Source organism: Rhizobium etli 8C-3 (genome assembly GCF_001908375.1).
Lineage (GTDB): Bacteria > Pseudomonadota > Alphaproteobacteria > Rhizobiales > Rhizobiaceae > Rhizobium > Rhizobium etli_B.
The window spans coordinates 653268-667797 of record NZ_CP017241.1; the positions used below are offsets into that span (position 1 = coordinate 653268).

12 protein-coding genes are annotated in these 14530 nt (G+C 60.2%); 5 read left to right on the forward strand and 7 right to left on the reverse strand.

The features are described from left to right. Position 1: 1 nt before the first annotated feature. Together AM571_RS03345 and AM571_RS03350 are read right to left on the reverse strand one after the other, a co-directional pair. Positions 2-427 carry a response regulator gene (locus AM571_RS03345; protein ID WP_074060174.1) on the reverse strand — a complete coding sequence of 142 codons (426 nt, stop codon included), beginning with the start codon at positions 425-427 and terminating at the stop codon, positions 2-4. Beyond that, entirely contained in the window at positions 414-2564 is a 2151-nt protein-coding gene (locus tag AM571_RS03350; RefSeq protein WP_074060175.1) for a PAS domain-containing sensor histidine kinase, read from the reverse strand. Before AM571_RS03350 ends, AM571_RS03345 begins: the two co-directional genes overlap by 14 nt. A 190-nt stretch (positions 2565-2754) precedes the next feature. Between AM571_RS03350 and AM571_RS03355 the strand changes: the two genes are divergently transcribed. From AM571_RS03355 to AM571_RS03365, 3 genes are all read left to right on the forward strand, one after another. After that, complete coding sequence (locus tag AM571_RS03355) at positions 2755-3135, forward strand: response regulator (RefSeq protein WP_074063054.1); 381 nt, start codon at positions 2755-2757, stop codon at positions 3133-3135. A gap of 458 nt (positions 3136-3593) precedes the next feature. Continuing rightward, positions 3594-4289 carry a response regulator transcription factor gene (locus AM571_RS03360; RefSeq protein WP_074060176.1) on the forward strand — a complete coding sequence of 232 codons (696 nt, stop codon included), beginning with the start codon at positions 3594-3596 and terminating at the stop codon, positions 4287-4289. A gap of 13 nt (positions 4290-4302) precedes the next feature. Next, complete coding sequence (locus AM571_RS03365; protein ID WP_074060177.1) at positions 4303-4740, forward strand: response regulator; 438 nt, start codon at positions 4303-4305, stop codon at positions 4738-4740. Positions 4741-4746: 6 nt separating this feature from the next. Here the strand turns inward: AM571_RS03365 and AM571_RS03370 are convergent, their stop codons facing one another. The 4 genes from AM571_RS03370 to ybaL all read right to left on the reverse strand — a co-directional run bounded on the left by AM571_RS03370 (position 4747) and on the right by ybaL (position 10438). Beyond that, entirely contained in the window at positions 4747-5451 is a 705-nt protein-coding gene (locus tag AM571_RS03370; RefSeq protein WP_074060178.1) for a sensor histidine kinase, read from the reverse strand. A gap of 91 nt (positions 5452-5542) precedes the next feature. Further along, positions 5543-8104: a protein translocase subunit SecD gene (secD, locus tag AM571_RS03375; protein WP_074060179.1), complete on the reverse strand. Its 2562-nt coding sequence runs from the start codon at positions 8102-8104 to the stop codon at positions 5543-5545. An 87-nt stretch (positions 8105-8191) separates the two neighbouring features. Beyond that, positions 8192-8611, reverse strand: a complete 420-nt coding sequence (locus AM571_RS03380; protein ID WP_074060180.1) for a hypothetical protein — start codon at positions 8609-8611, stop codon at positions 8192-8194. 15 nt (positions 8612-8626) lie between these two features. Next, positions 8627-10438 (reverse strand): YbaL family putative K(+) efflux transporter, encoded by a 1812-nt coding sequence (gene ybaL / locus AM571_RS03385; RefSeq protein WP_074060181.1) that lies wholly within the window; start codon positions 10436-10438, stop codon positions 8627-8629. Between the two features lie 35 nt (positions 10439-10473). Here ybaL and AM571_RS03390 point away from each other — a divergent pair, with 35 nt between their 5' ends. After that, positions 10474-10782, forward strand: coding sequence for a helix-turn-helix domain-containing protein (locus AM571_RS03390; RefSeq protein ID WP_074060182.1), 309 nt, complete (start codon positions 10474-10476; stop codon positions 10780-10782). Here AM571_RS03390 and AM571_RS03395 read toward each other — a convergent pair. Continuing rightward, positions 10779-12206: an ArnT family glycosyltransferase gene (locus tag AM571_RS03395; protein ID WP_074060183.1), complete on the reverse strand. Its 1428-nt coding sequence runs from the start codon at positions 12204-12206 to the stop codon at positions 10779-10781. The two genes, AM571_RS03390 and AM571_RS03395, sit on opposite strands and share 4 nt — an antisense overlap. A 651-nt stretch (positions 12207-12857) precedes the next feature. On the opposite strand from AM571_RS03395, the gene AM571_RS03400 reads away from it, so the two are divergent. Beyond that, positions 12858-14489, forward strand: coding sequence for a globin-coupled sensor protein (locus tag AM571_RS03400; RefSeq protein ID WP_074060184.1), 1632 nt, complete (start codon positions 12858-12860; stop codon positions 14487-14489). Positions 14490-14530 lie beyond the last annotated feature (41 nt).

Below are 14530 nucleotides of genomic sequence, written 5' to 3' on the forward strand. Positions count from 1 at the left end.
GTCACTCCTCCAGGGGCAGTATGGCAATCTCGAACCAATATTCCTTCAGCCTTTGTATGGCCGCAAAAAGGCCGTCCAGGTCGACGGGCTTTTGCACATAGGTATTGGCGCCGAGGGCATAGCAGCCCTCGATGTCGCGCTCGTCGTCGGAGGTCGTCAGGATGACGACCGGTATCTTATGCCAGTGCGTGTTGGATTTGATCGCCTCAAGCGTCTTGCGGCCGTCGAGCCCAGGCATGTTGAGGTCGAGCAGGATCAGACCCGGCCGCGGGCTGATGGTCGCGAGCATATCGAGAGCCTCTTGTCCCGAAGCCGCCCAGTAGATCGGGTTGCGCAGGTTCGTACGCTTGAAAGCGCGCATCGTTGCCTCGAAGTCATCCTCGCTGTCCTCTACGACCAGGATCGGTTGCGTATCACGCTGCTGCATTCTGCTCCTCGCGCTTCCTGCCCAATGTGAAATAGAACGTCGTGCCTGCGCCGACTTCCGATTCCAGCCATATCTCGCCGTTGTGGCGGGCGATGATCTTGCGGACGAAGGTCAAGCCGGCGCCCGTTCCGTCATCTGAATCTTGCGATTTTTCCAGGCGTTTGAAAATGCGGAAAATATCCTCATGGAATTCCTTGGGTATGCCTTTGCCGTTATCTTTAACGAAGAAGACGTTGAGCGCCGTCGTGCCGTCCCTGGCGACGAAGCGTTCGAGATAGCCGATAGTGACGAGCGGATGAGGCTTGTCGTTGTACTTGATCGCATTGGTAATAAGGTTCCGGAAGACTTCGGTGAGGCGCAGCGCATCACAGACCACTTCCGGCAGTTGGCCATCGATGACAACCTTGGCATGGCGCTCCTCCAGAAGCAGTTCCATGGTGGCGATCACATCCTTGATGACAAGATTGATGTCTGTCCGCTTCACCGCAAGCTGCTGCCGACCGATTCGCGAAAAATAGAGCAGGTCGTTGACCAGCTTCTCCATACGCTGGCTGAGCCGCACGAGGCGATTGAGGCGCCGTATGCCATCCTCGTCGAGGACGCTTTCATAGTCCTCCAACAGGAAGCGGGAGTGGTTGTGAAGCCCACGCAGCGGCTCCTTCAAGTCATGCGAAGCGATATAGGCGAACTCGTCGAGGTCGTGATTGCTGCGCTCCAGATCGGCGGTATAATCCTCAAGCTGCGCCAGCGTCGTCTTCAGCCGCTCCTCCTGGGTCACGCGCTCGCTGATGTCGCGCACAATGCCGACGAAGGCCTTCGTTCCTCCGCTCTTCACCTCGCTGACGGAAACATCGAGCGGAAAGGCGACGCCGTTCTTTCGCCGTCCGGAAACCTTGCGCGTGGTGCCGATGATGCGCTGCTCGCCGGTTTCTGCATAGTGGCGCAGATAGCCGTCGTGCTCCGAATGATACGGTTCAGGCATCAGCATCTTGATGTTCTTGCCGATCACTTCCTGCGGCGTGTAGCCGAACATCTGCTCGGCCGCCGGATTGAAACTTAAAACCGTTCCCTTTTCGTCGATCGTGAGCACGGCGTCCGGCGTGCTGCGCACCAAGGCGCTGAAGCGGATGCGTTCGGTCTCGAGGTTCATCCTGTTCCGCACGTAGTAAAAAACGAGCAAAGCAATCAGCCAGAGCATGACGAGGGTGATCGCCCGGTTCGTGACCTCCTGCCAGAAGCCGACATTGTCGTGGCGCACGGCGAAGAAGCCGAGCAGGACGAGGATGGTGCACACGAGGGCGAAGAGAAGCGACGCCTTGCGGTTTCTGAACCAGAGAGCGGTCAGCACCAGCGGCACGTAAAGAATGCCGTTCGCCACGCCAAGCGGCGTATAGAGGTCTGCGGTAAGCCCTGTGAAGCACACGAGCGCGGGAACCCAGAGCGGTATTCGGCCGCGGCTTTCGGGCTGCCGCCACCAGGCACTTGCGAGGAGTCCGGCACCGAAGAGCACCATGCCGATCGCCGTTGGCAACGCCATCGTTGCATAGGGCCCCCAGCGATAGCCTTGTTCCGCATTCGTGACGTAGCTGGTAAGGGCGATCATGCCGAGCGTGATGACGACATAGCTGACCAATTCCTGGACGAGCGGCGCTCGCGCGACCCGCCAATTTTGGGCGGCGATCAGCGACAAGTTGCCCACCAGGAAAATTACCGCCGTATTCGGCCCCATGCCGCCGCCGATCTGAGCGGCAAAATCGGGTGCGATAAGGATATCGGTGAACAGCCGGTCGACGTGATGAACGGTGCGGCCGAAGATGGCGATCTCGACCAGCCGGGCAAGGGCGATGGCAATGACGAACACCGAAAGTGCAGTTGAAGGCACCGATACCAGCCGCCGGCTTGTAACCGAAGTGGCAAGGGCGCCGCCGGACAGAACAAAGCAGAGTGCCGTGTTGAACGCCATCGAGGGAAATTCAGGAACGACAGAAATGAAGATTTCGAGCTGCAGCAGCCAGCCTGCCAGCGCGGTCAGGCCGAGAAGGGCGAGCAGTGAGCCGATACCGGTGGCGGCGGAGCGATAGCGTATCCGCTTTTGCTGCGGATCGTCCTGCAGTCCTGCCGCCGCTGCATTCCACACGTCGTCACGCCTCCCCAGTCACGCGCCAATTTTTTCCGAAATCCCGCAAGACACAATAGGAAAACGCATGGTTGCGCCACTGATTCATCGGTTGGCGGTCTACCGCTGCTATCGAGTGGAGGAAAATCCGGCTAGTGTTGCGAAAACACACAATCGAGGAGCGTTCCGAGACCACCGGATGCAAGCACCGATGCCAGTCATATTTTATATCGATGACAGCAGGGATGATCTTTTCTACCTCGACTATATCCGCAAGAAGGAGCGGGTCTCCGTAGATCTTTTCTGTTTTGCAACGGCGGAGGCGGCTCTTGCCGCCCTGGAGCACCGCAGCGCCGTGCGCGCCGCGCTTCCCGACGTGCTCATCGCCGATCTCTACATGCCCCTCGATAGCGGACTTGCGCTCATTGCAAGGCTTCGGGCGCAAGACCGGTTCAAAACGATGCGGCTTTGTGTCTGCAGCGGATCGGATGCCGAGGAAGATCGGCAGCGCGCTCTGGTTGCGGGTGCTGATTCCTATCTTCAAAAACCCCTCGATTTTGCGGCGATTCTGCATCCCAAAACGTCGCGCTGAAGAAGAGGGCGCGACAAAGCTGCAGATCCGGCCATTGGCGCTGCTGGAAACTGCGATTGACAAGGTCGTTTCAGAATTTCAAAATACACAACCATGGGGAAGAGGAGTGATTAAGCACTGAGAGAGCCGACCGACCCACATTCGCCGCCACGAATTTCAGCCAACCCCTTAGCTGGGTGGATCTATCAGCTCTCTCGCGCTTACGCCGGCATTTCTTCCGCTCTTCATGGATGCTGAACAACGGAATTGCGATACCTAGGTAAGAACTACGACTATCCTGTGTATCACTTGCGGTTGAGAGAATCGATGTCGTTTCCGCTTTCGGGATATTGGGGTCCCCATCCCTTTATCCTCATCAATTGCCTCGACATTTTTCTAACTTCTCGCATCAAGGACGTATATCCCAAGATTTCGGGATAGGATGACTTCGGGAGATTTCACATAGGGATTTTGCTGGAATGACCAACGCTGCGGCGGTTCCATTTCATACAGGGCCCGAGCTCAGCCGGGCGATCAATCGCACCGACTTTTTCCGCCTCTTCAAGGCGGCGGCACAGCACTATCACTTCGACAACTTTGCGCTTGCCCGGATTTCCGAGGCGAACGCGCCCTTCGGCGAACGCGAAATCGTCATCACCAATGTTGCCGAACGCAGGCTCCAGCTTTTCATCCGCATGCTCAAGGAGGCGCTTGGCGCGCTGAAGGCAAAGACCGCGCAATTCCTGACGACGCCGGTCTACGGCAAGTGCGGATCGATCGGGGCCGACCTCGTATTCAACGAATTCAATGGCAATACCTTTCTGCTCATTCCTCTCTTCACGCCGGAGGGGCGGCGCTACTGCCTCGTGCTCAGCGGCATGCGGCCTGAGCCCGATCAAGGAGAAATTGCCGACGTTATGCTCGATGCCATGCGTATTTTCGACAAACTTTACGAGGAAATCTTGACGCAGGAGATGTCAGGGCGCCTGACGCAGCGGGAGGCGGAAATCGTCAAATGGACCAGCGAAGGCAAGACTTCAGCCGAGATCGCGATTATTCTCGGATTGTCGGAGCACACTGTGAATTCGCATATCACGGCCGCCGCCAGAAAGCTTGATGCAGTGAACCGCGTTCATATGGTGGCGATTGCCCTCAGGAATGGTTTGGTTTCGTGACGGGGAAAACAGCATGAGCGCCGAAGCGGTTCCGGGAGATGCCGTCAAGGTCCTGTTCGTGGATGACGAATTCATCGAGTTCAGGTCGCTGAAGAAGAAGATTGGCAGCCTTTCCGAGCCTGCCGTCGATGTCGAATATTCGCAGTCCATCAGCGACGCGCTGGAGAAGGTCAAGGGTGGCCGCTTCGATCTCATCCTGCTCGACAACCGGTTGCTGCCGAATGCCGATTTCCGCGAGACGGTGCCCGAGCTTCGCGGCATCGGCTACACGGGACCGATCGGCGTTGTTTCAACGGACATTTCGGATGGCTATTTCCAGCAGTTTCCGGATTATGGCGTCGATTTTCGGATCGGCAAGGACGAGATCGACGCGCGCACGCTGCAATATATCATCCGCGAATTCGTGAAGTACGACCTGCCCGACTTCTGGAAGGACGACTACACGATCTGATCGAGTTCAGGCGGGCAACCGGATAGTGAAGCGGCTGCCCGTGTGGCTTGAATGGCTGAGCATCAGTTCACCGCCAAGCGCATTTAACAGTTCGCGCGAAACCGTCAGTCCCAGGCCGGGACCGGTCACGGCTTCATGCTGGGGCAGTTTCCAGAAAGGCTCGAATATCCTCTCCTGATGGGCCGGATCGATGCCGCGCCCGTTGTCGGAAATATGGATCAGCCAGTCGCTGCCGCTCCTTTCTGCCGCCAGGTCGACACGGGGTGCCGCCGCACCCCGATAATGCAGCGCATTGGCAAGAACGTTCTTCAGCACTGTCGAAAGAAGGGCCGCATCTGTGTTGAGGGTTGGAAGGTTGTCATGGCCGATACTCGCGTCATGGGCGCCCATCTCGGTCGTCAATTCGGTCCAGAGATCGTCGACGAGCGGGCCGAGTTCCACCGGAGCCCGCGAAACCTGCGGCGTGCCGGCGGCAAAGCTCATCAGCGCCTTGGTGAGGCGTTGGGCAGTCTGGGCTTTTTGAAGGATCGCCGTGAGGCTTTCGTGCTGCTCGCTATCGAGCTTGTCGCCGAGCTCATCCAGGAGGATTTCGGCATACATCGCAATGTGGCGGAGCGGCGATTGAAGGTCGTGTGAAGCCGTCGCCAGAAAACGCCTAATGCGCTCCTCGCTGGTGCTCGAAACAGCAGTTGGCGTTGGACCGGATGACATTGAACACAACCTCCGCTTCTTTGCAGTGAAAATAGAAAGAGGGCGCCGGTTCGGCAACCGGCGCCCTCGGAATGTCTGTATCGAAGACTTATCAGCCGATCGACTTGCGCGGCTCGGTGGCGCCCGGCGGAATGATTTCCGGCTCGGCGCCAGGGGATGCCGCCACTTGCTTGGCGTGGCGGCGGCGCCAGTCGCCGAGGAAGAGCAGGATCGGCGCTGCGATGAAGACCGAGGAGAGCGCGGCCACGGCAATGCCAAACACCATCGGGATCGCAAAGCTCTCGACCGCGCTGCCTCCCCAGATCGCCATCGGAAGCATGGCAAGGAAAGCGGTGGCGGAGGTATAGAGGCTTCGGCCGAGGGTTTCGTTGATCGACTTGTCGATGAGCTCGCGAAGCGGCATCGACTTGTAGAGGCGCATGTTTTCACGCATGCGGTCGTAGACCACGACCTTGTCGTTCACCGAATAACCGACCAGCGTCAAGAGGGCCGCGATGGCCGTCAGGTTGAAGTCGAGCCCGGTAAGCGCGAAGAAGCCGATGGTCTTCGTCACATCCAGGATGAGGGTGGCGATGGCGCCGACGGCAAATGGCCATTCGAAGCGCGCCCAGATATAGACGAGCATGGCCAGGCTTGCGAGAACGACCGAGAGTATACCGGCGACCGCGAGCTCGCCGCTGACTTTCGGGCCAACGACTTCCGTCCGTTCGATCGTTGCCGACGGATCGATCTTGACGATCTCTGCCTTCAGCTGATTGACGGCGGTCGTCTGCGCTTCTTCTCCACCCGGCTGGCGCTCGGCCCGGATAAGCACGTGGTTGCTGTCGCCGAAGGACTGCAGCGCCACTTCGCCGAGGCCCAGGGCATCGAGGCCTTCGCGGAAGGAGGCGAGATCGGCGGCCTGTGCCGTCTTCACTTCCAACTGGATGCCGCCGCGGAAGTCGACGCCGTAGTTGAGGCCCGGTGTGACGAACAGCACGACGGAAATGATGGAAAGGGCGGCCGAAAGCGCAAGGCCGAAGAAGCGCGCTTTCATGAAGTGGATTTGCGTACCGTCTGGAACGAGACTGATCGGAAGCAGCGGCTTGATGTTGATGACCTTCATCTTCGTGCGACGGACGATCGCCATCATCGCGACGCGAACGATGGAAACGGCAGTGAACATTGAGATCATGATGCCGAGGCCCATGGTGACGGCGAAGCCGCGAACCGGTCCGGAGCCGAACCAGAACAGCAGCACGGTCGCGATCAGTGCCGTCATGTTGCTGTCGACGATGGTCGAGTAGGCGCGGCTGAAGCCGGCGTCGATCGCAGCGAATGCCCCGCGGCCCTTGCGGGTTTCCTCACGGATACGCTCGTTGATGAGAACATTCGCATCCACCGCCAGACCGATGCCGAGGACGACGCCGGCAATGCCGGGCAGTGTCAGCGTCGAGCCGATCAGCGTCAGGCCGGCGAAGGTCAAGATCACGTTCAGGAACAGCGCGACGTTTGCGAGCAGACCCCATGCGCCATAGAGGAAGAACATGAAGCCGACGACGAGTGCGAAGCCGATGAGACCGGAGGTCAGGCCCTTCTTGATGGCGTCGCCGCCGAGATCGGCGCCCACGGTGCGTTCCTCGATCACCGTGAGCTTGGCGGGAAGGGCGCCGGCGCGCAGCATTGCCGCAAGCGTGGTGGCGCTTTCAGCCGTGAAGCTGCCGGAAATCTGGCCGGAGCCGCCGGTGATCGGTTCGCGAATGACGGGCGCGCTCAGCACCTTGCCGTCAAGGACGATGGCGAACGGATTGCCGACATTCTGGCGGGTAATATCTGCAAAGCGGGTTGCGCCGGCGCTATCGAAGCGGAAGCTGACGATCGGCTCGCGGGTGTTCTGGTCGAAGCCGACGCGGGCGTCCGAAAGGCGGTCGCCGGAAATTTCGACGCGGTCTTCCACCGGATAGGTATTGCCCTCCTCGTCTTTCATCATGGTCACGCCCGGTGCCGGGGCGTTGTTCGGGGCAAGCATGTGGAATGTCATCTTGGCCGTGGAGCCGAGCAGCTGGCGCAGGCGGGTCGGATCCTGCGTGCCCGGAAGCTGAACGAGGATACGGTTTGCGCCAACGCGCTGGATCGTCGGTTCGGCAACGCCGACCTGGTCGACGCGCTGGCGGATGACCTCGAGGCTCTGTTCGACGGCCGAGTTCACGTTCTGCGTGATTCCGGCCTCGGAGAAGGTCATCGTGATGTTGTTTGCGCCGCGGGCAGCGATATCGAGGTCGGATTGACCTGCGGTAAGGCCAACGCCCACCGGGTTCGCAAGCGTCTGCAGATCGCTGATGGCAGCATCGCGCTGCGTCGGATCCGTGAGCGTCACGACGATCTGGTTCTGGTTGCGGGCGACCGAGCTGGTCGCGACACCCTTTTCGCGCAGCACGCGGCGGGTATCCTGCAGGAGCGATTGCAGGCGTTCCTTCGTCAGTTCCGATTCGTCGACTTCGAGAACCAGATGGGAGCCGCCGCGGAGGTCGAGACCAAGGGAGACCTGATCGTGGGGCAGCCAGGACGGTACGCGGTCGAGGACGTTTTGCGGCAGGACGTTCGGCAACGCCGTCAGAATGCCGAAGAGGATGATCACCGTGTAGGTGAGCACCAGCCATGGTGAGGTGCGCATGTCGTTGTATTCCTTGAATATGCATATACCGGCGCGATGCGCTGGCGGTGTGTCATGTGATTTTGCAAAGGCGCGATGGTCGCGATGTCAAGCCGCAGGCGGGGCTCGCGGCTGATTGCCCGGCAGAGCCGCCGGACGAAGAGCGGTATCGATCGGCGGCAGAGCCGCAGGCGGGCTCCACTTTGCGAATTCGAGACGCGGCGGCACCGGCAGGGGAACCGGGCCAAAATCGTGAAGCGTTTGTTTCGGCGCAACCTTGCGATCGGCGGCGAGAATGCCGCGAACCGCGTCGCGGCCGGTCAGATGGGAGGGCTGCGTTTCCTTGCCGGGCAAGATCAGCGCATTGTTGTCCGAGGCTGGGGGACCTTGAATGACATTGCTGCCGATGAGGAGGCCGATATAGGCGGCAATCGCAAGGACGAGCGTAACCGCGATGCGGGCACTCAACCGGCGTGCATCGAGCCCTTGCCCGTCATCCTTTGCAATCTCGCTCTCAAATCGGATCAAAAGCGTAAAAACCCGTCATTCGCTCTTCGACGGCGCTGCGGCCGTGCCCGGAATTGTATCAGTCCCATGCCCATCTTCATAGGCCGGACTGTCATGATGCACTTGGGCGAGCCGGTCAACCATTCCCATGGCGATTTCTCGCTCGCCCATGATGACGGTATCGGCCCCGTACTGTTTCAACTCATCGACTTCAGCGTCCGAATGGGCGCGGGCGACAATCAGGATCGACGGGTTCACGCTGCGGGCGTATTCGGCAACACGGCAGGCTTCGAAGGCATCCGGGATGGCAATCACCAGGCTGCGCGCGGCGGGAAGATTGGCGAGATCGAGCACTTCGCGCGCGCCGGCATTGCCGAGAACCGTCGCAACGCCTTGCCCAGCAAGTTCCTCGGTCCGCTTTTCGGAAACCTCTATGACCAGGAAAGGCGTGCCCGAAGACTTTAGGTTCTGACCGACGATGCTGCCGACGCGGCCGTAGCCGACGAGGATGGCGTGGCCGGAAAGCGATGTCGGCCTTATGTCGTCTTCGGGTTCGGAGGGCTCGACGAGTGCCTCGGCTGCAGCGGTTATATCGATTGGAGCCTCCTCCCGCTTCGGACGGGAAAGAAGCGGGCGCATGCGGTCGCAGGCGAAGAAGAGCAGCGGGTTGAGGATGATCGAGATGATTGCGCCTGCGAGAATGAGATCGCGGCCTTCTTCCGGCAGCAGGCCGAGATCGACGCCGAGGGCGGCAAGGATGAAGGAGAATTCGCCGATCTGTCCCAGGCTCGCCGAGATCGTCAGTGCGGTACCGGCCGGCTTTTGAAAGAGCAGCACGATGAGGAAGGCGGCGACGGACTTGCCGATGACGATGATGAAGACGGTTGCCAGGACCGGCAGTGGCCTTTCGATCAGGATGTTTGGATCGAAGAGCATTCCGACGGAGACGAAGAAGAGCACAGCGAAAGCGTCGCGAAGCGGCAGGCTCTCCTGGGCGGCGCGATGGCTCAGTTCGCTTTCTGCAAGCACCATGCCCGCGAAGAAGGCTCCAAGTGCAAGCGACACGCCAAAGAGCTTCGCAGCGCCGAAAGCGACGCCGAGCGCGATGGCGAGCACGCCGAGGCGGAAGAGTTCACGCGAGCCGGTATGGGCAATCCGGTGCATTGTCCAGGGAATCAGCTTGCGGCCGAAGACAAGCATGAGGGCGACAAAGAGCGCCACTTTCACCAGCGTCATGCCGACGATGCCGGAAATGCCGAGATCGAGCCCGAGCAGACGGTTGAGGCCGGCCGAAAGCGGTTCGACCGGCCCATGTTCACCACCGCCGATGCTGGCGGCTGCGGGTATCAGCACGAGCGCGAGGACCATGGCCAAGTCCTCGACGATCAGCCAGCCGACAGCGATCTTGCCGCGTTCCGTTTCCACGAGCCGGCGTTCCTGCAGCGCCTTTAGGAGAACGACGGTCGAGGCGACGGAGAGTGCAAGACCAAAGACGAGACTGCCGCCGGTCGACCAGCCCATCATCGCGCCGAGGCCCCAGCCGAGCAGGCTGGCGAAGGCGATCTGGACGATGGCTCCCGGCACGGCTATGCCGCGTACCGAAAGCAGGTCCTTGAGCGAGAAGTGCAGGCCGACGCCGAACATCAACAGGATGACGCCGATTTCGGCAAGTTCGGGCGCGAGGTCCTGATTTGCCACATAGCCCGGGGTGTGTGGTCCAACGAAAATGCCGGCAACGAGATAGCCGACAAGCGGCGGCAATTTCAGGCGGTTGGCGATGGCCCCAAGGATAAACGCCAGCACGAGGCCCCCGACGATCGTCGAAATCAACGGCGTGTCGTGGGGCATCGCTCTCTCCCTGCTCTGGAATTCCTACGTAAAAAGTGACATATATGGCTTATATTGGCCAATATGGGTGGATTGAGATCATGGGTCAAGGCGCCAGGGAGACTATTCTCACGCCCGCTTTATGCCGGGCGGCACGCGGATTGCTCGATTGGACGCAGGCCGAACTTGCCGCCAAGGCCTCGGTTTCGCGCAGTACGATACGCGACTACGAAGGGCTGAACCATGAAATCCATCGCGCCACCGAGGCGCAGCTACGCCTGGCCTTCGAGAAGGGCGGTGTTCGCTTCGTTGAAATCGAAGGAGCAGGCATAGGGCTTTGCCTTCCTCCGGCGGGCAGTCTCTAGCTTTGCGGTCTAAGGCAGCTGGCAGGCGCCTTGTATGCATTGATCGTCCTGCCGCGATAGTAGCCGTCGGCCGGCTCCCAGCTTTTGACCAGTTCTGGCGCCGCGGCTGCGCAGGTCAGTTCGTTGCGCGTGACGAAAAGAACCTGCTCCTGCACATCGGCCGGCAGTGCGAAGTTCTGCTCGTAGTAATTGGCCGGGAAACCTGCGGGCGGACGCGAATAGATCTTGAGCGGTTCGTTCCTGAGCGTATGGAACATGTCGGCGACAAAATCGCGATTGTCGGTGACGACGATTCCAAGTCCGGCCTGCTTGGCCAGTACACCGGCTTTTCGGCTGATTTCGCTGCGGCCGAGGTAGCGCTTCATCGCTTCATTGCCGCCCGGAAGTATCAATTGATGCGCAAAGATCGTCGCAAGTGGAAAGAGGAAGCTCGCAACGGCGCCGACGATGAGTGAAATGTGAAGTCCCTTCGGCCATAGCTGCGTGAGCACCCAGACGGCGAGGACGGTGCCGGCGACATAGGCCGGAACGCCCCAATTTGCCTCGGCCTTGGCGACAAAGGCCTGCAGGGTGATCAAAAGGACGACGGGCATGGAGAGCCAGATGAGGAGCTTTTCCTTCTCGCCGCTCTGGCCTTTGATCATGCGCAACGTCGCCCAAAGCATCGCCAAGAAGATGATCGGCCCGACGACCCCGAACTGTGCGGCGAAGAATTCAAGCGCGCCGCCAAGATTCAGCTGCATCTGGTCCCACTTTGCGATGTCTTCGGTGTGGCGCACCGTGGTCGCGTCGTGGGTGACGTTCCACCACAGGTTTGGTGAAGCAACGGCAAGGGCGGCGGCGACCGAAATGAAGAAATCGCGCCAGGCGATCCGTGCGGCCGGAACTATAAGCAGCCCGATCAGCCCGCCGGGAACGATAAAAAGGATCGCGTATTTCGACAGGAAGGCGCAGCCGAAGGCGACACCCATGACGAGCGCAAGTGCGCCTGAGCGGTTCTCGGTCAGCCTGAAATAGGCCCAGAGGCCGATTGTCATGAAAAACAGAAGGATGACATCGGTGGAGAAGAAGACGGAGGAGAGCGCAACGGCAGGCATCGTGATATAGATGACACCGGTCCAGCCTTCGATTTTTGGACCGGCAACGCGCTTTGCGAACTGCATCAGCAGCAAGGCCGTGGCCATATGCACGAGAGGCCCGCACAGTCGCACCCAGAAGATGTCGGTCGAGCCGGCAATTTCCGTCATTAACCGGATGAACCAGGCAATCATCGGTGGCTTCGAATAATAGCCGAAGTCGAGGTTCTGCGACCAGAACCAGTATTGCGCCTCGTCGACGAAGAAATCCGTCGTGTCGAATTGCAGCATCACAATGCGCCACAAGGTGACGGCGAGAATGATGAAGAGGCCGGTTCTGGCAGTCATGAACAACTTCCGCTGAGCTCAAGGCGCCTGCGATACATCAGAGGAAGAGAGCTGCCAACTGGGCGGCGGAAGAATGCCCACTATGCCGCAGGCGCCAACTCTTTTTAGAGCACGCGCAGGATGAGGCTGTCGCGATTGGCCTCGATCCGGTCGAGCAGGGCGACGGCGGCGAGCGTGGCGATCGCGATGAGGCAGGAACCCAGTCCAAGAACAATCATTGCTCTATCCTTAACGACATCATGTCATGTCTGAGGTGTCGGATATATCACAGAGCTTGCGCGGGACTTGTAGCGCGCCTGCAACTGCGCTGGACTATTTCATTGAACGTGCTCGAAATGCTTGGAAGGGGCGGTTTGCTAAAACGCCTATTAACCTTCAAGCAAGGAATTAACCATAAACATTGCAAGACACGTCGGAATGGGAAGATGTTTGCTCGTTCCCACCAGGCATGAAGCCGTCCCGCCGTACCGGCTCGATCCGGTATCCATCTCTTTTCCGAAACAGATTTGCTGATCGGGATACTTGCGCCCTGCGGTTTGCGCCGTTGGCGGCACAGGCCGTTTCCCTGAAATGCGCTCATCGGATGAAGCACAACAGTTTTTCACCGGACCTTGTCCGGAATTTGGTTGGGGATAGGCATTGGGGCAGGACATGCCATCAGATCAGGCCAAGGGCGCGCAGGCAGGAAGCCTTCGCGATCGTCTGCGCTTTGCCGGTCTCGATGCCGCGCAATGCGAGGCGGTGCGCCGTCACCGGCCGATGCTCGAAGCCCGGTTGAAGAGCGGTCTTCGCGACCTGTTCCAGCGCTTCCAAACCTTCCCCGACGCAGCCTGCAATTTCCAGAATGAGCGTCAGCTCGATCGCCTGCACGATCTTCAGTCCTCGCACTGGGACGTGCTGACTGATGCGCGTTTCGACAGCCTCTATGCAGAGCGCGTCAAGGTTCTTTCCGACAGCCAAAGCAAGATGGGGCTCGATCCGCGCTGGCACGTGGCCGGCCATGGCGTCATGCTGGAGCATATCGTTTCCGGTCTCGCAGGCGAGCTGGCAGGCAAGCCGCTACTGCCGGGCGCCAAGCGGCGCGCGCGAGAAATTTCGCAGATGATGACAGCCATCATCCGTCTCGTCATGGTCGATGTCGAAATCGCCGTTTCGCTGCGCTTCAATGCACTTCGTGCCTCCCAGCAGCGCGCGCTTGCCGAGCAGCGTGAAGACGACAAGGCGCAGGTCGCGCGGATTTTGGGTGACGTGGTCGACGGCCTCGCAGCCCGAGACCTGACGGTGCGCGCAGCCACCGGGGGTGACGAAGCCTACGCCGATATCGCCGGTGCACTCAATGCGGCGCTCGACAATCTTCAGGCCGAATTTGCCTCAATCAGCGAGCGCACGGCAAAGGCCGAACTCTCCACCCGTTCGCTCGCGGCTGCCTCGCAGGGCTCTTCGGAAGATGCTGCCGGTCATTCACAACAACTCATGACATCGGCAGCAGCGCTCGAAGCAATCGCCGGAAGCGTCCGCAACGGCGCATCGGAAAGCCGCGCTGCGGAAAAGGCCGCGGCCTGCACGCGCGCGGCGGCAGAAGAGAGCGGTCTGGTCGTCGGCCAGGCCATCAGTGCGATGGCGGATATCGAGCAGTCCGCTGAAAAGATCGGTCAGATCATTGGCGCAATCGACGAGATCGCCTTCCAGACGAACCTTTTGGCGCTGAACGCGGGTATCGAGGCGGCGCGTGCCGGCGAATCCGGTCGCGGCTTTGCGGTCGTGGCGCAGGAGGTGCGGGCGCTTGCGCAACGTTCTGCCGAAGCCGCCAGCGAAATCAAGAGCCTTGTCACGACGACCAAGGCACAGGTCGATGCCGGGGTTCAGATGGTCGGCCGCACTCAGGATTCCATCGGCAACATCGTGCGGCAGGTAACCGGCATCAATGCGGCAATTTCGACGATTGCAAGCCAGACGGGTGAACACGCCGCAAGCCTCGACACGGTGACAGCTGGCGTCAAGGCGCTTGGCAGGCAGGTTGCCGACAGCGCGGCATCGGCCCACCGCGCAGCCGAAGGCGCTGATCATCTGCACGCGGTGATCCTCGAACTGGGGCAGACAATACGCTCCTTCCGCATCGCCCGGGAAAACGCCCGCATCGACGCCGCGCCGCTTGCCGCTTCGCGCCAACGCAATATCGGAACCGCGGCCCGTCCCTCCACGCTGGACGAGCAATGCGACGAGGAGGATTTCGGGTTCTCCCGTCCGGCTGCGAGTTTCGGAGGCGGCCGGAATGTCTACTAACCTATGGGATTATGACCGCGCCTTACTCTTGCAGGCACGGG